Origin of the sequence: Aeromicrobium sp. YIM 150415 (genome assembly GCF_016918125.1) — a bacterium.
Classification (GTDB): domain Bacteria; phylum Actinomycetota; class Actinomycetes; order Propionibacteriales; family Nocardioidaceae; genus Aeromicrobium; species Aeromicrobium piscarium.
Map to the genome: position 1 here is coordinate 114,029 of NZ_JAERWM010000006.1, position 17,746 is coordinate 131,774.

The window sequence follows — 17,746 nt, forward strand, 5'->3', positions numbered from 1 at the left end:
ACGACAAGTCTAGCCGTTGGTCGAAACGTCCGTGGCAGCGGCTTGCCCCGTCGGCTCGGTATCGGGTCGGATGTCGATCCGCCAACCGGTCAACTTGGCCGCCAGCCGGGCGTTCTGTCCCTCGCGTCCGATCGCGAGCGAGAGCTGGAAGTCCGGCACGACGACCCGGGCCGCCTTCGCTGCGGCGTCCAGGATCGTGACGCTGGTGACGCGCGAGGGCGAGAGCGCCTGCGCGATGAACTCGGCGGGATCGTCGCTGTAGTCCACGATGTCGATCTTCTCGCCGTGCAGCTCGCTCATCACATTGCGCACCCGCTGTCCCATCGGGCCGATACACGCTCCCTTGGCGTTGACGCCCGAGACCGTGGGCCGGACCGCCACCTTGGTGCGGTGCCCCGCCTCCCGGGCGATGGCCGCGATCTCCACCGAGCCGTCGGAGATCTCCGGGGACTCCAGCGCGAACAGGAGCTTGACGAGATTGGGGTGCGTGCGCGATACCTTGACCCTCGGTCCGCGAGGCGAGCGCTCCACCTCGTACACATAGGCCTTGATCCGCTCACCGTGGGAATAACGCTCCTCGGGGACGCGCTCGGTGGCCGGCATGACCGCCTCGATGGATCCGAGATCGATCATGACGTCACCGGGTCGACGCCCCTGCTGGATCACACCGGACACCACGTCACCGACGCGGCCGGAGAACTCCCCGTACGTGGCCTCGTCCTCGAGATCGCGGAGCCGCTGCATGATGAGCTGGCGCGCGACGGTGGCGGCGAACCGGCCGAAGTCCTCGGGCGTGTGGTCGAACTCCTCGCTGAAACGCTGCACGGGAGCGTCGTCCTCGCCCTCCGCGGGCGCGTCGGTGAGGCGTTCCTTCGCCCAGACCGTGACATGGCCGCTCGTGCGGTCGAGCTCGACGCGGGCGTGATGGTGGGCATCGGCGGTCTTGTGATACGCCGAGAGCAGCGCGGTCTCGATCGCCTCGACCACGACCTCGAGCGAGATCCCCTTCTCTCGCTCCAGCAGTCGCAGGGCGCTCATGTCGATGTCCATCAGACGTCCTTCCGATTGAGTTCGATCTCGATGACGGCGCGCTCGATATCGCCGTAAGCGTAACGAGTGGGCACGCCACCGCGCAGCAGATCGACGCCGGACTCGTCGCTGTCGCCGATGCGAGCGGTGACGGTGGCGCCGTCGGTCGTCGTCACGTGGACGAGCCGGTCGTGGTTGCGTCGCCAGTGCCGGGGGGCGGTCAGGGGGCGGTCGGCCCCACGCGAGGTCACCTCGAGTGTGTACGGGGCCTGGCCCATCGCGTCGGTGGCGTCCAGGGCCGCCGACACCGCCCGGGTGGCCTGAGCGATCGCATCGATGCCGACGCCCCCGTCACGGTCGACGGCGATCACCAGGCGCCGGTGCTTGCCCTGGCCGACGACCTCGACCGACTCCAGGTCGAGCCCGAGATCGGCGACCACCGGCGCGACGATCCTCTCAAGCTCGCTCATACGGTCCCTCCCCCGCGATGGCCGGGGCGGTGGGCTCGGAGGCGCCGCTTCCCTCGATCGACTCGCTTCGCTCGGTCATGCCGGAGACGCCCCTATTCAGTTCGATGGCCACGACGGTCCTACGTGGCACCATCGTAGCGGTCCCGGACGGTCCACTAGGCTGCGACCGTGACCAGCCGACGTGTGCTCTTGGGAGGCGGAATCGCCGCCGGTGCCGTCGTGGCCCTCGGGGCCACCGGCCGCCTCGATGACGTGGTGCGCGGCGTCGGCGTCAAGCCTCGTCCGCGGCCGGTCCATGCCGACGTCAGCTTGGTCCGCGCCGTCCTCGTCGATCAGCAGCGGGTGCTCTCGATCGCGCGGGGAACCTCCGGTGCCGAGGACGTCGCCGAGGTGCTCGAACAACACATCGTCCAGCTCGGAGGAACGCCCACTGGCGCGACCGAGGCGGGGGCCCTCTCGACCGCGCTCGGCGAGGCGGCGGATCATCGTGCCGCCGACGCACTCGCCGCGACGTCACCCGATGTCGTGCGGGTGCTGGCCTCGATGGCTGCCGGTCTCGACCAGCTCTCAGCGACCTGGGAGGGCGCCTGATGAACGAGGCGGAGGCCTTGCGCTGGCGGGTCTGGCTGGAGCTCGAGATGGAAGCGGTCTGGCTCTATCCCGTGATCGCCGCGCGCTTCGATGCGCTGCGCGCGGCCGCCACCGCGGCGTACGAGGCGCACAGCGATCTTCGCGATGCCCTCGTGTCGGTGCTGGCCGATGCCGATATCGAACCTCCCGGCCCCCTCGTCAGCTACGAGGTCGGCGAGCTCGGCTCGCCCGAGGACGCGCAGGACGTCGCCGCGCGGCTCGAACAGCGGCTGTGCGCCTCAATCGCCGCTCTGACCGGCGAGGTCGACGGCGAGGAGCGCGAGCGAGTGGTGCGCGAGCTGCGCACCACCGCTGTGCGAGCCGTCTCGTGGGGCGCGTCCCCCGAACCCTTCCCCGGCCTCGACTGAACCGTCCTGCGCCCCGTCCCAGATCTGGCCAGTTGTGGCCCGTTCCAGGTGCTCGAAACGGGCCACAACTGGCCAGATCTGGGACCGGAGGTCTCAGGGAGGGAGGGTCAGGCCAAGGTGGCGACGAGGTCGGCCAGGGGTACGTCGCGACGGTCGCCGGTGGCGCGGTCCTTGACCTCGACGACACCGTCGGCCAGACCCTTGCCCACGACGACGATGGTCGGGACGCCGATCAGCTCGGCATCCTTGAACTTCACCCCCGGCGACACCTTGGGGCGATCGTCGTAGAGCACCTCGAGCCCGGCGGCCTCCAGCTGCGCCACCAGGTCATCTGCCGCCTCGAACTGCGCGGGATCCTTGCCGGCGACGACCAGGTGGACGTCGAAGGGCGCGATGGCCGCGGGCCAGACGATCCCCTTGTCGTCATAGGAGTTCTCGATCACGGCCGCCACAGCGCGCGAGACACCGAAACCGTACGACCCCATCGCCACCGTGACCAGCTTGCCGTTCTCGTCGAGGACCTTCAGGCCCAGCGCCTCGGCATACTTGCGGCCGAGCTGGAAGACGTGGCCCATCTCGATGCCGCGGGCCAGCTCCAGGGGTCCGCTGCCGTCCGGAGCCGGATCCCCCGCCTTGACCTCGGCGGCCTCGATCGTGCCGTCCGCGGTGAAGTCGCGACCGGCGACCAGATCGATCACATGCGAGCCGGGCGTGTTCGCGCCGGTGACCCAGCGGGTCCCCTCGACGACCCGGGGGTCGACGAGGTAGCGGATACCCGTGGCTCCCTCGGCACCGAGGACGCCCGGCCCGATGTAGCCCTTCACCAGATCGGGGTAGCGCTCGAAGTCGGCATCGCCGAAGGGCTCGATATCGGCCGGAGCGACCTGGCTTTCCAGTCGCTTCATGTCGACCTCGCGATCGCCGGGGATGCCGATCGCGAGCGGCTCGGAGGCGCCGTCGGGATATCGCAGCATGACCAGCACGTTCTTGAGCGTGTCGGCCGCCGTCCAGGCACGGTCGTCACGAGGGAACCGCTCGTTCAGATGATCGACGAGGGTCTCGATGGTCGGGGTGTCAGGGGTGACCTCCGCGTGGGCGGCCGGCGCGTCGTCGTAGGGCTGCGGGGCAGGGACCACGGTCGTCACCGCCTCGACATTCGCGGCGTACCCGCCCGGAGATCGCACGAAGGTGTCCTCCCCCGTGTCGGCGACCACCAGGAACTCCTCACTCGCCGACCCGCCCATCGCGCCGGAGTCGGCGTGCACGACCGCGTACTCGAAGCCGAGCCGGTCGAAGATACGGACGTAAGCGGCCCGGTGCGCCTGGTACGACCGCTCCAGACCGGCATCGTCGATATCGAAGGAGTACGAGTCCTTCATGATGAACTCGCGTCCACGCAGGATGCCCGCGCGGGGACGGGCTTCGTCGCGATACTTGGTCTGGATCTGATAGAGGCTCAGCGGCAGGTCCTTGTACGAGGAGTACAGGTCCTTGACCAGCAGGGTGAACATCTCCTCATGTGTCGGGCCGAGGAGCAGGTCGGTCCCACGTCGATCCTGCAGCCGGAACAGATTGGGTCCGTATTCGGTCCACCGATTCGACGCCTCATAGGGTTCGCGCGGCAGGAGCGCCGGGAAGCGCACCTCCTGCGCGCCGATCGCCTCCATCTCCTCGCGCACGATCGCCTCGACCTTCGCGAGCACGCGCAGGCCGAGCGGCAGCCAGGAGTAGATGCCCGGCGCGACGCGACGCACGTAGCCGGCACGGACGAGGAGCTTGTGGCTCGGGACCTCGGCGTCGGCGGGGTCGTCGCGGAGCGTGCGGACGAAGAGCCGTGACATGCGCATGGCACGAGGGTAGCGACCGCGCCGCCCGCTCCCCCGACCGCATCGCGCCCCGGAGCGGTGACCTACGCACCTCTCGCCACGTGCAGCGGTGCGTCCGGCACCTCTCACCTCCTCGGAGGGGTGCGTAGGTCACCGCTCGATGACGGGAGGCGTGCGTAGGTCACCGCTCGAGGAGGTCAGGAACGGGCGCGAAGCGCGGCGCGGATGAGCGGCCACTGCAGTGGGAGTCGCGCGACCGTCCCGATCTTGAACGCGGTGGAGGCCCGTGGGCTGCGGACGACATCGACGGCCATCTGCACGTTGGCCGGGAAGACCGCCGCCAGCAGGCCGGCCGCCGCCAGGCCGCCGAACCGGCGCGTCCGCGGCAGGGCCAGCAGACCCGCGCACACCAGCTCCGCGGCTCCCGATGCGTAGACCAGCTCGGTCTTCGCGGGCAACACCTCGGGCACGATCCGCGCGAACGGTTCCGGCTTCACGAAGTGCACGACACCGGCGCCCGCCAGCAGGGCGACGAGACCCATCGTGTCCTTGCGCATGCTCGTTCCTCTCACATCAGGACGGTGGCGAAGGTCGACACCTGGCGGAATCCGACGCGTTCGTAGAGGCGCCGGGCGGGAGTGTTGTAGTCGTTGACGTACAGCGTGACAGCCGGGGCGAAGCTGCGTCGCGCGCGGTAGACCACCCCGGCGAGGGCACGCTCGGAGACCCCCTCGCCTCGTCGGCGAGGCGAGACCCACACCCCCTGCAACTGGCAGGCGGCGTGGGTGTGGGCGCCGACCTCGGTCTTGAACACGACCTGGTCGCCTTCGATGATCGCGTAGGCGCATCCCTCCGCGATGAGCTGCGCCACCCGCGCACGGTAGCCTCCGCGATCGCCGATGGTCGGGTCCACGCCGACCTCCTCGGTGAACATCGCGACGCTGGCGGGAAAGAGGACATCGAGCTCGTCGACCGCGACCGGCCGCACGCGATGGTCCGCCTCCAGCGGGCTGTCGCCGTCGAGCACGAGGAAGGGCTGGTCGAGCCGCTCGGAACGCGCCTCGCCCCAGGTGGGCCGCAGGCGCCTCCAGAGGGGCACGACGACCTCGGCCGGCCCGACGAGCGAGCGAGAACGCGCGTCGCGCCGGACGAGCCGCTCGGCGAAGGCCTCCACAGCCTCCTCGGTGGCCTCCACCGGCACGACATTGGCACCGACGTGACAGGCCGACACGAGGCGCTCGCGCTCGAAGTACCCCCAGATCTGAGCCCCGAGCCAGCGCTGATCGATGCCGGCGGACGCGACCCTGTGACGCACGAACACATTGGCCAAGGGGTCGCGATCCAGCAGCCCGAGCAGGTCGGGAAGGTCGTGGCGCGACAGAGAACGGACGTAGGATGCGCCCGCAGCCACCTCGGTCATGGCTCGGAGCCTAGCCGAGTCGCGACAACGGCGCGCGAAGGTGTCAGCTCACCGTGACGGCGGCCGCGGCGCCGTCCTCGGGCTCCATGCCCTCGGCGATACGCATGGCCTCCTCGATGAGGGTCTCGACGATCTTGCTCTCCGGCACGGTCTTGATGACCTCGCCCTTGACGAAGATCTGGCCCTTGCCGTTGCCGGAGGCGACGCCGAGATCGGCTTCTCGCGCCTCGCCCGGACCGTTGACGACACAGCCCATGACAGCCACGCGCAGCGGCACCTCGAGTCCGTCGAGACCGGCGGTGACCTCGTCGGCGAGCTTGTAGACGTCGACCTGGGCTCGTCCGCACGACGGGCACGAGACGATCTCCAGCCGGCGCGGCCGCAGGTTCAGGGACTCCAGGATCTGCAGTCCGACCTTGACCTCCTCGACCGGCGGTGCGGACAACGAGACGCGGATGGTGTCGCCGATGCCCTTGCTGAGCAGCGCGCCGAACGCCGTCGCGCTCTTGATCGTGCCCTGGAAGGCCGGACCGGCCTCGGTGACGCCCAGATGTAGCGGCCAGTCGCCCCGTTCGGCGAGCAGCTCATAGGCCTTGACCATGACGACCGGGTCGTTGTGCTTGACCGAGATCTTGAAGTCGTGGAAGTCGTGCTCCTCGAACAGCGAGGCCTCCCACACCGCGGACTCGACGAGGGCCTCGGGCGTGGCCTTGCCGTACTTCTCCAGCAAGCGCTTGTCGAGGGACCCGGCGTTCACCCCGATGCGCAGGGAGACACCGGCATCGGAGGCGGCTTTGGCGATGGCGCCGACCTGATCATCGAACTTGCGGATGTTGCCCGGGTTGACGCGCACGGCGGCACACCCGGCGTCGATCGCCGCGAACACATACTTGGGCTGGAAGTGGATATCGGCGATGACCGGGATCTGCGACTTGCGAGCGATCGCGGGCAGCGCCTCGGCATCGTCCTGGCTCGGGCACGCCACGCGGACGATGTCGCAGCCGGCGGCCGTGAGCTCGGCGATCTGCTGGAGCGTCGAGTTGACGTCGGAGGTCAGCGTGGTGGTCATCGACTGCACCGAGATCGGGGCGTCGCCGCCCACTTCGACGGTGCCGACGTTGATCTTGCGCGACGCTCGGCGGGGGGCGAGCACGGGCGCGGGAGCCTCGGGCATGCCCAGGGAGACGGGAGTACTCGTCATGACAGCCTCACCGGATTGACGATGTCAGCGAAGATCAGGACCACACCCATGATGATAAGGAGCGAGCCAACCGCGTAGGCCACGGGCAGCATCTTGGCGACGTCCACATAGCCCGGATCGGGGCGTCCGCGCAGGCGCGCCCAGCCCCTGCGGATCGCCTCCCACAGGGCACCGGCGATGTGTCCGCCGTCGAGCGGGAGCAGCGGGATCAGGTTGAACAGCCAGAGGAAGAGATTGAGCCCGGCGAGCAGCATGATGAGCCGTTGCGCGGCAACCGCGAGGGTCGGCTGGTCGGTGGTGACGAGTTCGCCCGCCACCCGGCTGGCACCGACGATGCTGATCGGCGTGTCCTGGCCTCGTTCAGCACCGAAGGCGGCCTGGACGACATCGACCATGCGCACCGGCAGGTTGACCACGGCACGCGCCGTCAGGCCGATGACGCGACCGGTCTCCTCGATGACGAAGCCCGGCCCCTGTCGCTCGACCGTCTGCAAAGGGACCACGCCGAGGAAGCCGACATCCTCCACCTTGCCCGGATCGTCGAGCGCGGCCCGGGCCAGCACCGATGTGCGGACGGAGACCGTGCTCTCGGTGCCGTCTCGCAGGAAGCCGATCTGCGCCTCCTGGTCGCCATTGGCCCGGATGCTGGTGCTCAGTTGGTCCCAGGAGGTGATCGGTTCGCCGTTGAACGAGGTGATCTCGTCTCCCGGCTCGAAGCCGGCGAGCTTGGCTGGGGTGACCGGGTCCTGGTCGGTGCACGCCCGGCCCGCCTCGGCGTCCGTGATGGCACAGTCGGAGACCTGCGCCACCGTGGTGGTGGGAACGGCCACCCCGAAGCCCATGAACGAGATCGAGAACAGCACCACGGCGATGAGCAGGTTGACCGTGGGACCGCCCGCCATCACGGTGACCTTCTGCCACCACGGCCGCCGGTAGAACAGGCGGTCCTGGTCCTCGACGGTGACGGTCTCGTACTCCAGCTCCCGGGCGTCGCGGGCCAGCTGGGTGAACAGGCCCGTGTTGGAGGTGCGGGCGTGGTCGGGGTCGCCCTTCTCCGGCGGGAGCATGCCGACGAGCTTGACGTATCCGCCGAGCGGGACGGCCTTGAGGCCGTACTCGGTCTCCCCTCGCCTGAAGGACCAGACGGTGCGGCCGAAGCCGACGAAGAACTGGGTGACCTTCACGCCGAACTTCTTGGCGGGCCACATGTGACCCAGCTCGTGCAGGGCGATGGAGGCGGCCACTCCGAGGAGGAACACCACCACGCCGAGCGTGAAGATCACTGCGGTCATCGTCGTCGCTCCACCAGGTCCGTCGCCCGCTCGCGGGCCGCCGTGTCAGCGGCGAGCACGCGCTCGAGCGTCACATCGTCGTGGGCCGTGTCCGGATCGGACAGATGCTCCCCGAGCACCTCGCCCACAGTGTCAACGATGCCGAGGAAGTCCAAGTGCCCGGCGACGAAGGCGTCGACGCAGACCTCGTTGGCCGCGTTGAGGACCGCGGGCGCGGTGCGACCGAACTCGCCGGCGCGGCGAGCCAGCGAGACGGCGGGGAAGGCCTCCTCGTCGAGCGGGAAGAACTCCCAGGAGACCGGCTGTGTCCAGTCACACGGTGCAGCCGCTCCCGGCAGCCGCTCGGGCCAGGCCAGTCCCAACGCGATCGGCAGGCGCATGTCCGGAGGCGAGGCCTGCACCATCGTCGATCCGTCGACGAACTCCACCATCGAGTGGACCACCGAGGACGGGTGCACCACGACATCGATGCGATCGAAGCCGATGTCGAAGAGCAGATGCGCCTCGATGACCTCGAGTCCCTTGTTGACCAGGGTCGCGGAGTTGATCGTGATGACGGGACCCATATCCCAGGTGGGGTGGGCCATCGCCTGCTCGGGCGTGACGTCGGCCAGCTCGGCACGGCTGCGGCCACGGAAGGGGCCGCCGCTGGCCGTCACCAGCAGACGTCGGACGTCCTCGATCCGCTCTCCCCGCAAGGCCTGGGCGAGCGCTGAGTGCTCGGAGTCGACCGGTACCAGCTGACCGGGCGCGGCCAGATCCTTGACCAGCGGACCGCCGATGATGAGCGATTCCTTGTTGGCCAGTGCGAGCGTGCGCCCGGCCTCGAGCGCCGCGAGCGTGGGGCGCAGCCCCACCGCACCGGTCATGCCGTTGAGGACGACCTCGCACTCCGAGCGGGCGGCCTCGGTGGCGGCATCCGGTCCCACGAGCAGCCGCGGGATCCGTAGGTCCCCCGACGACCAGCCACGGCGCTGGGCCTCGGCGTAGAGGGCGAGCTGTACGTCCTCGGCCGCGCTCCCCCGGGCGACGGCGACCAGCGGCACGTCGAAGGCGAGCGCCTGGCGCGCCAGCAGCGCCGGATCGCTGCCCCCCGCGGCGAGCGCGACGACCTCGAAGCGATCACGATTCTCCGCGATGACCTCGAGTGCCTGGGTGCCGATGGAGCCGGTGGAACCGAGAAGGGCGACACGCGTTCGACGCATGCCGCCCATTCTCGCACCCGCACCCGACTACTTGACCTCGGTGCGCAGCCACCTCCAGATGCCGAAGGCGAGGGGGACCCCCACCCAGAGCAGAGACGAGGTGGCCAGCTGCGCCCATTCCTCACCGGACATGCCGCCGGAGTCCAGCAGCGGCTCCTGCGCCGAGGCGAAGTCGATCCACGGGACGATGTCGGCGAACCAGTCCAGGAAGGCTCCCGCGACATTGAGCACCGTCGGCACCACGAACATGTAGACGAAGTACGTCACGATCGCGGCCGGGGTGTTCATCAGCAGCAGGGCGATGCCGAAGCCCAGCAGCGTCGCGATCGCGTTGCCGATGAAGATATTGCGCAGCATCTGCGCGCTGAGGTTCCAGTCCACCTCGATCCCGCGCAGGCCACCGGCGAGGGCGGTGCCGAGCAGCGCGATCAGTACCGAGATGACCAGGACGCCGAGCACCACGAGTGCCGAGGCGACCAGTTTGGCGAGCACGACCCGACCACGGCGCGGCTCCAGGCTGAAGGTCACGAGGGCCGTCCGCTGTCCCCATTCCTGGGTGACGAGCAGGATCGGGATGATGGCCACGAAGATGCCGAGCAACGAGTTCTGCACGAGGGCCATGTCGTTGAGATCCTGCGCCGCTCCCGCGGGGACGAGGAAGGTCTGGATCAGCATCGCCGCGAAGGCGAGGATGAGGATCGAGATCGTGAACCAGCGGCCGGCGCGGGTGTCGAAGGACTTGCGGAACTCGACGAGGCTCAACCGCGCGAACGGGATGCCGGGACGCTGAGTGTCGATGGTGACGGCTGGCTGGGTCATGACTGGACTCCCGTCGTGGGCTGCTCGCGCTGGGTGTCCGACGTGAGCGAGAGGAACATGTCTTCGAGGCCGGCGCCGTCGGCCCGGCGGAGTTCGGCGAGTGCCACCTGGGCGGCCGCCGCGGCGCGTCCGACCTCGTCGGCGGATGCATCCGTCTGCAGTCCGTCCTCACCGACGACGACGGCGATTCCGGCGGCATCGAGAGCCGAGCGGAGCTGCTCGGTGTGCTCCGGCACCGCCTTGACGTAGGTGCCGGCCGCGTGCAGGAGCTCCTCCTTGGTGCCCTCGGCGACGATCCGCCCTCGCCCGATGACGATGAGCTCGTCGGCGATGATCTCGACCTCGTGCAGGAGGTGCGAGGAGAGGAGCACGGTGCCGCCGCGATCGGCGTAGGTACGCAGCAGCGTGCGCATCCAGTGGATGCCGGCCGGGTCCAGGCCGTTGGCGGGCTCGTCGAGGATGAGGATCTTGGGGTCCCCGAGCAGGGCGTGGGCGATGCCCAGGCGCTGCCGCATGCCGAGGGAGTAGTCGCGCAGCCGTCGCTTGGACTCCGAGGCGCTGAGGCTCACCAGCTCCAGCATCTCGTCGACCCGCGAGGAGGGCAGGCCCATCGTGCGCGCACCGACGGTCAGGACCTCGCGGCCGGTACGTCCTCCGTGCTGAGCCGAGGCGTCCAACAGCACGCCCACCTGGGTCCCGGGGTTGGGGATGTCGTGATAGCGGACGCCACCGATCGTCGTGCTCCCCGAGTCGGCAGGGGTCAGTCCGGCGATGATGCGCATCGTCGTGGACTTGCCGGCCCCGTTCGGGCCGAGGAAGCCGGTGACCTGTCCTGGTCGGCACACGAAGGAGACGTCGTCCACGGCGCGGTACTGCCCGTAGGTCTTCGTCAGGTTCTCAACCGTGATCATGGCTCCATCCTGTCCGAATCTCCCGGCGAGCACATCGCACCAACGGTCTACGACTTCTGGCCGAGAGTCGTAGAGGGTCCAGACGATCGGAACCGTAGGCTGAGAAGGTGCCCCCACGACCAGCTCCTGCTCCCCTGACCCTGTGGGGCGAGGCCTGGCGTTACGCGCTGGTGATCGCGATCAGCGCCGTCGTCATCATCGCGCAGGTCGCCGACCCGACCTTCCCGCTGTCGACCTGGTCGCTGCCCCTGGATATCGCCGTCGGGGTGGCGTCCCTGGTGCTGCTGCACTGGCGCCGCCGGTTCCCGGTGACGATCGCCCTGCTGATCGCCCTCGGCTCGGTCTTCTTCTTGAGTTTGAGCGGTCCGTCGATGCTCGCCCTCGTCTCGGTGGCCACCCGCCGCCGGTGGCGCGAGATCATCCCCGTGGGTGTCGGCATGATCGTGGCCGGCATGGCCCTCAGCATCGTCAGCGACATGACCGAGACCCGTGCCGAGGCGCTGCTGGACCTGGCGCTCAACACCGCCTTCACCGCTCTCGCGATCGCCTGGGGCATGTACGTCGGCTCACGACGCGAGTTGATGCGGACGCTCGTGGAACGTGCCGAGACCGCCGAGTCCGAGCAGGCGGCTCGTGTGGCACAAGCGCGCACCGCCGAGCGTGCCCGTATCGCCCGGGAGATGCACGACGTGCTGGCGCACCGGATCTCGATGGTCTCGCTGCACGCCGGCGCGCTCGCCTTCCGCGACGACCTTCCCCCGGCCGATGTGCGGCATAGCGCGGAGATCATCCAGGCCAGCTCCCATCAGGCGCTCATCGAACTGCGGCAGGTGCTCGGGGTCCTTCGCGACGAGGCGACCGATGACACGACCGAGCGCCCGCAGCCCGCGGCCCGCGACATCCCCGAGCTCCTCGATGAGGCCCGGGCGAGCGGCATGCATATCGCGGAGCGATGTGAGGCCGATCTGCCCTCCGTGCCCGACTCGATCGGCAGGACCTCGTACCGCATCGTGCAGGAGTCGTTGACCAATGCCAGCAAGCACGCCCCGGACACGACCGTCACCGTCACCCTCGTCGGCGTACCCGGCGATGCGTTGAGCGTCACGGTCAGCAATCCCCTCCCCATCGGGTCGCCGGCGGTCTCGGCCACGCCGGGTGCCGGTCTGGGGCTCGTGGGTCTGGCCGAGCGGGTACGCCTCGCCGGCGGGACGCTGGAGCACAGCATCACCGCCGGTCAGCGCTTCGAGGTCGTCGCCCGGCTACCGTGGCCCGCATGATGCCACGCGAGCGCCGGGCAGCACTCCCGTCGACGACGATCCCGCACGTCTTCTTACAAGGGGACCTATGAGCGAGCGCATCCGTGTCCTCCTGGTCGACGATGATCCGCTGGTGCGCACCGGACTGGCGATGGTGCTCGGCGGCGCACCCGATCTCGAGGTGGTCGGCGAGGCGGGCGACGGCAGCGAGGCACTACGCTGCCTGGACGCGACCCCGGTCGATGTCGTGCTCATGGACATCCGGATGCCGGTGATGGACGGGCTCACGGCGACCGAGCGGATCCTGCAGCGGCCGTCGACACCCCACATCATCGTGCTGACGACCTTCGACACCGACGACCATGTGGTGCGCGCGCTCGCGGCGGGAGCCAGTGGCTTCCTGCTGAAGGACACTCCGCCGCCGCGGATCGTCGACGCGGTCCGCACGGTCGCGGCCGGCGATCCGATCCTCTCGCCCAGCGTCACCGGCCAGCTCATCCGCCATGTCGCGTCCAACGGCACCACCGCGGCCGAGCGCGCGGCGGTCGAGGCGCTGACCGAGCGGGAGCGGGAGGTGGCGCTGGCGGTGGCGCGGGGCGCATCGAATGCCGACATCGCCAAGGAGCTGTTCATGAGCGTCGCGACCGTGAAGGTGCACCTCGGTCATGTGTTCGCCAAGCTCGGTGTGAGCAATCGGGTGCAGGTGGCGATCCGCATGCACGACGCCGGCCTCAGCTGACCCACTCCCGCCCGGGCGGTGAGCCATCACCCACCCGCGGAGCGAAGGTGGGTGATCATCCACCGACGAGCAGGCGAGCGCGATCGCGGCGCGCCGGCAACCAGCGATCCGCACTGACCAGATCTCCACGGCCGATCGGGGCCTGAGCCTCGACGGAGGATGAGCATCGGCGGTTGCCACAGCCGCCGCGGAGGCACATCCTCCGTCGGGCCGGGACGGAGGATGTGTTTCGGTGGTTGCTAGAGCCGCCGCAGAGGCACATCCTCCGTCGGCCTCGGCCACCCACCGCCCGTAGCGCCGGCCGACCGAGCAGCGGCTCAGGTGAGCGCGCGTCCGGCGATGAGGGGCTCGAGCAGATCGCCGTAGCGTTCCAGCAGGCGATCGGCGTAACCCTCGGCATCGCGTGCGAGGGCGGTCGCCGGATCGACACGACCGGCCCTCAGCACCAGGTCGTAGTCGAAGCTCTCGTCCGGCGTCGTCACGGTGAGCGGCTCGCCGCCGATGCGATACCGGGCCCCGGAGTCCGGCTCGGCGCCCAGCCGCACTACCGCGAGCACCGAGACGACTCGTGGCCGTTCCACGGTGACGGCGATATCCAGCGGAGTGCCGGCGACGACACCCAATTCGCGCAGTCCGCCCGCGAGCGAGGCCGATTCGTGGAGCAGCTGCGCGAAGGACCAGCTCCCCTCGGCGGTGACGAGGGCGGGATCGTCGGCCCGTCCGTCGACCACGTGACGGTCGAGTGCTCGGAAGGCGAGGCTGTGCATCAGCGTCCCTCGAAGACGGGGGCGCGCTTCTCGGTACGGGCCAGCGCCGCCTCACGCACGTCCTCACTCGCCCAGACACGAGCGAACTCGGTCTCGATGCGCTCGTCGTCCGCGCGCGAGCCGTTGAGGACCAGCTTGTTGTACGCGACGGTCAGCGGCGCGAGCTCGGCGATCTCCTGCGCCCACGCGACCGCATCGTCGAGGGTGCCGGTGCGATCGGCGAGGCCGCAGGACAGCGCCTCATCCCGCTCGATCGTCTCGGCGGCGAGCATCATCCGGCGGGCCGGGCCCATGCCGGCGAGCTTGCCCAGGGTCCGGATCGTCCAGGCGTCGACCGCCATGCCGTTCTTCGCGGTCGGCACGGCGAAGCGCGCGGTGTCGTCGGCGACCCGCAGATCGCAGGCGATCGCGAGCTGGGTGCCCGCGCCGATGGCAGGCCCGTTGACGGCAGCGATGATCGGCACCGGCAGGCGGGTCAGGCCGTGCAACATGCCGTAGAGCGCCTCGATGAACTCATCGCCGTAGACCCCCGTGAGGTCGGCACCGGCGCAGAAGGCCGTCCCCTCCCCCGTCACCACGAGCACGCGGGCGCCGGCCTCGACCGCGGCCCGCGCGGCTGCGTCGAGCTCGCGACACAGGTCCAGGTTCAGGGCATTACGCCGCTCGGGGCGCTGGAGCGTCAGCACGGTGACGCGTTCGTGCGTCGTGACCTCGATCATCGTCATGCCCACACCGTAGCGAGCGGCGTCATGTCCACGGCGAGGGCCTCGGTTCCGGGGTGACGCTCACCGGCGGCGAGGAAGTCGGGAGCATTCAGTGCGCACGAGTCACCCAGTAACCAGGTTCGCGGGCCGCATGCGCGATCGCGATCACCGTGAACGGCGTACCCCTGTTGACGTAGAAGACCCGGAACGGAAAACGTCCGACACCGAGAGACCGCACTTCGACGCTCGACGCCGGATCGGACCAGAGTGCTCCCGCGTGCGGCCACATCGCGATCATCTCGATCACTGTGTCAAGTGCCCGCGCAAACTCGTCACCGAGCCCAGGACGTTCGTCATTGAGGTGCATCACTTCCGCGATGAGCTCCGAACGGGCCGCCGGATGGAACCCTGGGTCGAGCTTCACTCGTCTCGAGCGGCCCGATTCGCGGCCAGATCGGCCTTGACCTGCGACATCGGAACCGTGTCGATGCGACCGCTCACCAGCTCGTCCACCCGAATCGCGATCTCGTCGTCCCATGCGGAATAGGACGGTAGACCACCTTCTTGGCGTCGAACCGCAAGCTCGCGCACGAGTTCATCCTGCACGTCCTCGGGCAAGCCGAGAACCGCGTCGAGAACTTCGGCCGGAACGGTCATATCCCGATATTACCCCTATGCCGACAGAAAGGACCGGCTCCAGCGCATGTGCCCGATCTCCCTCCAGCTCTCAGGCGTCGGCGGCGGCGAGCTGTCCGCAGGCACCGTCGATATCGGAGCCGCGGGTGTCGCGCACTGTGGTGGGGATGCCCTTGGCAACCAGCCGACGCACGAACTCACGCTCATCCTCGGGCCGCGAGGCGGTCCACTTCGAGCCCGGCGTGGGGTTGAGCGGGATGAGGTTGACGTGCACCCAGCCCCAGTCGCCATAGGAGCTGAGGACATCGGCGAGCATGTCGGCTCGCCAGGCCTGGTCGTTGATGTCGCGCATCATCGCGTACTCGATGGAGACCCGGCGCTTGGTGACCTTGGCGTACTCCCACGCGGCTTCGACGACCTCGGCGACCGAGAAGCGCGTGTTGATCGGGACGAGCTCGTTGCGCAGCTCGTCATCGGGCGCGTGCAGGGAGAGCGCGAGCGTGACCGGGATGCCCTCGGTGGCCAACTGCTTCATCCGCGGCACCAGGCCCACCGTGCTGACGGTGATATTGCGTGCGGAGAGTCCGAGCCCATCCGGCGCCGGAGCGACCATGCGGCGAACCGCGCCGATGACCGCCTTGTAGTTCGCCATCGGCTCGCCCATGCCCATGAAGACGACATTGGACAGCCGTCCCGGACCTCCGGGAACGAGGCCGTTCGCCATCGCCGCGGCACCGTCGACGACCTGATCGATGATCTCGGCGGTGCTCATATTGCGCTGCAATCCGCCCTGGCCCGTGGCACAGAACGGACATGCCATGCCGCAGCCGGCCTGGCTGGACACGCAGATGGTGGCACGATCCGGGTACCGCATGAGCACCGACTCGACGAGTGATCCGTCGAACAGCCGCCAGAGGGTCTTGCGGGTGGTTCCGCCGTCGGCCTCCATCACCCGGACCTGGTCGAGCAGATCGGGCAGCAAGGCCCCGGCGATCCGGTCGCGACTGGCTGCAGGGAGATCCGTCATCTTGGCCGAGTCTCGTTCGAGGCGGGAGAAATAGTGGTGGGCGACCTGCTTGACGCGGAACGCCGGCTCCCCCAGATCGTCGGCGGCGGCCTTGCGTTCGGCGGCATCGAGGTCGGCGAGGTGACGGGGCGGCTTGCCACGGCCCTTCGGCGGCGTCAGCACGAGCGGCAGCGCACGGGTCGGCTCGGTCATGTCCCCAGTGTCCCAGACGGGACCAGGTGCGGACGAATCCTGACGAGCGGTCGTCGCCGGCGCTGGGCGGTAGACCATCAACCCTTCCGCACCCTGGGCGGTACGGCGTCAACCTCATCGTGAGCCGGTGAGGTTGACGACGTACCGCCATCCGCGAGGTGAGGTTGACGACGTACCGCCACCCGCGAGGTGAGGTTGACGAGCTATCCCGCGGCGATCGCGCGCTGACGGCCGATGAGCGAGGCCACGAACTCCAGCTTGTCGAGCACCCCCGGCGCGAGGACGAAGGGATACAGCGGCTCCTTGCCCATGGATTGATTGATCTGGTTCAGCGCTGTGCTCAGCGGGATCCAGACGCCCGTCACGAGGTCGCGGAAGACCGTGAACGCCGAGGGATCGACCGTGACGAGCCCGTAGGCGCTGGCCGTGTCGACCGAGTCGGTGATGTGCAGCACGTGCGCGAAGGTCTCGGCGAAGTCCTCGAAGGGATGCATCGTCGCGTAGGCGCTGATGTAGCGCTCGGGCCAGTCCTCCGGGGGGCCCTGCGCGTAGTGCCGGTCGATCTCCGCCTGGTAGTCGGCGCGCTCATCCCCGAACAGCTCTCGATAGCGGGCACGCAACTCGTCGTCGTCGATCAGGATGGGCTCGTAGTAGTGCCCGATCTCGTGGCGGAAGTGTCCGAGCATCGTCCGGTACGGCTCATCGAGCTGCTCCCGCAGTCGCTCGCGGTAGGCATCGTTCCCCTCAGCCAGGTCGATCGTGATGACACCGTCAGCGTGACCGATCGTGACCTCCTCATTCGTGCTGGATAGCAGATCGAAGGCCAGTCCGTTCTCGGGATCGGCCTGGCGAGGGATGATCGGGAGTCCCAGATCGTCGAGCTCCACGATGAGACGCCGTTTGGCCTGCTCGGCGATCCCGAAGGCGCTGAGCCCCGCGAGATCGGCGTCATTGGGCCGGATGCGCGTCAGCGAACAGCTGAAGCACAGGCCCTCCGGATCCTCCGTGAGCCACGTGCAACCGGATAATCCCAGGTTGGCGCAACGGGTCCACCGCAGTCCCGACGCGTCGGTGTACGTGCCGTCGTCGGCGCTGAGCGGGACGATGGCACGTTCGGCTCGCGAGAAGCCGAGCTGACTGCCGCAGGTGACGCAGACGGAGTTCTCGAAATACAGGGCGCTGTCGCAGACCCGACAGGTGAAGGCACGCACAGGCCCAGTCTGGTGGGGCGCTGCCCGCTCCGCACGCCGCGGG

20 protein-coding genes are annotated in these 17,746 nt (G+C 69.1%); 4 read left to right on the forward strand and 16 right to left on the reverse strand.

Annotation, left to right across the window (positions count from 1 at the left end; translation table 11 throughout):
• Positions 1-9: 9 nt before the first annotated feature.
• Complete coding sequence (gene nusA / locus JL108_RS04690) at positions 10-1,050, reverse strand: transcription termination factor NusA (protein WP_205197306.1); 1,041 nt, start codon at positions 1,048-1,050, stop codon at positions 10-12.
• Positions 1,050-1,499, reverse strand: coding sequence for a ribosome maturation factor RimP (gene rimP / locus JL108_RS04695; protein WP_205197307.1), 450 nt, complete (start codon positions 1,497-1,499; stop codon positions 1,050-1,052). The genes nusA and rimP overlap by 1 nt, the downstream gene beginning before the upstream one ends.
• Before the next feature lie 168 nt (positions 1,500-1,667).
• Here rimP and JL108_RS04700 point away from each other — a divergent pair, with 168 nt between their 5' ends.
• Complete coding sequence (locus JL108_RS04700) at positions 1,668-2,090, forward strand: hypothetical protein (protein ID WP_205197308.1); 423 nt, start codon at positions 1,668-1,670, stop codon at positions 2,088-2,090.
• Entirely contained in the window at positions 2,090-2,497 is a 408-nt protein-coding gene (locus JL108_RS04705) for a DUF4439 domain-containing protein (RefSeq protein ID WP_143911534.1), read from the forward strand. The genes JL108_RS04700 and JL108_RS04705 overlap by 1 nt, the downstream gene beginning before the upstream one ends.
• Positions 2,498-2,604: 107 nt before the next feature.
• On the opposite strand, the gene JL108_RS04710 is transcribed toward JL108_RS04705, so the two are convergent.
• From JL108_RS04710 to JL108_RS04745, 8 genes are all read right to left on the reverse strand, one after another.
• A complete protein-coding gene (locus tag JL108_RS04710; protein WP_205197350.1) occupies positions 2,605-4,338 on the reverse strand; it encodes a proline--tRNA ligase in 1,734 nt (577 codons plus the stop codon).
• A 182-nt stretch (positions 4,339-4,520) separates the two neighbouring features.
• Positions 4,521-4,880, reverse strand: a complete 360-nt coding sequence (locus tag JL108_RS04715; protein WP_205197309.1) for a hypothetical protein — start codon at positions 4,878-4,880, stop codon at positions 4,521-4,523.
• An 11-nt stretch (positions 4,881-4,891) separates the two neighbouring features.
• Positions 4,892-5,743 (reverse strand): DUF4081 domain-containing GNAT family N-acetyltransferase, encoded by an 852-nt coding sequence (locus JL108_RS04720; protein ID WP_205197310.1) that lies wholly within the window; start codon positions 5,741-5,743, stop codon positions 4,892-4,894.
• A 43-nt stretch (positions 5,744-5,786) separates the two neighbouring features.
• A complete protein-coding gene (ispG, locus tag JL108_RS04725) occupies positions 5,787-6,944 on the reverse strand; it encodes a flavodoxin-dependent (E)-4-hydroxy-3-methylbut-2-enyl-diphosphate synthase (protein WP_143911538.1) in 1,158 nt (385 codons plus the stop codon).
• Positions 6,941-8,236 carry an RIP metalloprotease gene (locus tag JL108_RS04730; RefSeq protein WP_205197311.1) on the reverse strand — a complete coding sequence of 432 codons (1,296 nt, stop codon included), beginning with the start codon at positions 8,234-8,236 and terminating at the stop codon, positions 6,941-6,943. Before JL108_RS04730 ends, ispG begins: the two co-directional genes overlap by 4 nt.
• Complete coding sequence (gene dxr / locus JL108_RS04735) at positions 8,233-9,441, reverse strand: 1-deoxy-D-xylulose-5-phosphate reductoisomerase (protein WP_205197312.1); 1,209 nt, start codon at positions 9,439-9,441, stop codon at positions 8,233-8,235. Before dxr ends, JL108_RS04730 begins: the two co-directional genes overlap by 4 nt.
• Before the next feature lie 27 nt (positions 9,442-9,468).
• Positions 9,469-10,260, reverse strand: coding sequence for an ABC transporter permease subunit (locus tag JL108_RS04740; protein ID WP_143911540.1), 792 nt, complete (start codon positions 10,258-10,260; stop codon positions 9,469-9,471).
• On the reverse strand, positions 10,257-11,171 hold the full coding sequence (locus JL108_RS04745; RefSeq protein WP_143911541.1) for an ATP-binding cassette domain-containing protein: 915 nt from the start codon (positions 11,169-11,171) through the stop codon (positions 10,257-10,259). Before JL108_RS04745 ends, JL108_RS04740 begins: the two co-directional genes overlap by 4 nt.
• A 107-nt stretch (positions 11,172-11,278) precedes the next feature.
• Between JL108_RS04745 and JL108_RS04750 the strand changes: the two genes are divergently transcribed.
• Positions 11,279-12,448 carry a sensor histidine kinase gene (locus JL108_RS04750; protein ID WP_205197313.1) on the forward strand — a complete coding sequence of 390 codons (1,170 nt, stop codon included), beginning with the start codon at positions 11,279-11,281 and terminating at the stop codon, positions 12,446-12,448.
• 67 nt (positions 12,449-12,515) lie between these two features.
• Positions 12,516-13,166 (forward strand): response regulator transcription factor, encoded by a 651-nt coding sequence (locus JL108_RS04755; protein ID WP_205197314.1) that lies wholly within the window; start codon positions 12,516-12,518, stop codon positions 13,164-13,166.
• 317 nt (positions 13,167-13,483) lie between these two features.
• Here JL108_RS04755 and JL108_RS04760 read toward each other — a convergent pair whose 3' ends face one another.
• The 6 genes from JL108_RS04760 to JL108_RS04785 all read right to left on the reverse strand — a co-directional run bounded on the left by JL108_RS04760 (position 13,484) and on the right by JL108_RS04785 (position 17,703).
• Positions 13,484-13,933 carry an acyl-CoA synthetase gene (locus JL108_RS04760; protein WP_205197315.1) on the reverse strand — a complete coding sequence of 150 codons (450 nt, stop codon included), beginning with the start codon at positions 13,931-13,933 and terminating at the stop codon, positions 13,484-13,486.
• Positions 13,933-14,658, reverse strand: a complete 726-nt coding sequence (locus JL108_RS04765) for an enoyl-CoA hydratase (RefSeq protein WP_205197316.1) — start codon at positions 14,656-14,658, stop codon at positions 13,933-13,935. Before JL108_RS04765 ends, JL108_RS04760 begins: the two co-directional genes overlap by 1 nt.
• Positions 14,659-14,746: 88 nt before the next feature.
• A complete protein-coding gene (locus JL108_RS04770; protein WP_205197317.1) occupies positions 14,747-14,935 on the reverse strand; it encodes a hypothetical protein in 189 nt (62 codons plus the stop codon).
• Between the two features lie 122 nt (positions 14,936-15,057).
• Positions 15,058-15,294: a hypothetical protein gene (locus JL108_RS04775; protein ID WP_205197318.1), complete on the reverse strand. Its 237-nt coding sequence runs from the start codon at positions 15,292-15,294 to the stop codon at positions 15,058-15,060.
• Positions 15,295-15,364: 70 nt separating this feature from the next.
• Positions 15,365-16,492 (reverse strand): 23S rRNA (adenine(2503)-C(2))-methyltransferase RlmN, encoded by a 1,128-nt coding sequence (gene rlmN, locus JL108_RS04780; protein WP_205197319.1) that lies wholly within the window; start codon positions 16,490-16,492, stop codon positions 15,365-15,367.
• Between the two features lie 203 nt (positions 16,493-16,695).
• Positions 16,696-17,703, reverse strand: coding sequence for a putative zinc-binding metallopeptidase (locus JL108_RS04785; RefSeq protein ID WP_205197320.1), 1,008 nt, complete (start codon positions 17,701-17,703; stop codon positions 16,696-16,698).
• Positions 17,704-17,746: the final 43 nt, after the last annotated feature.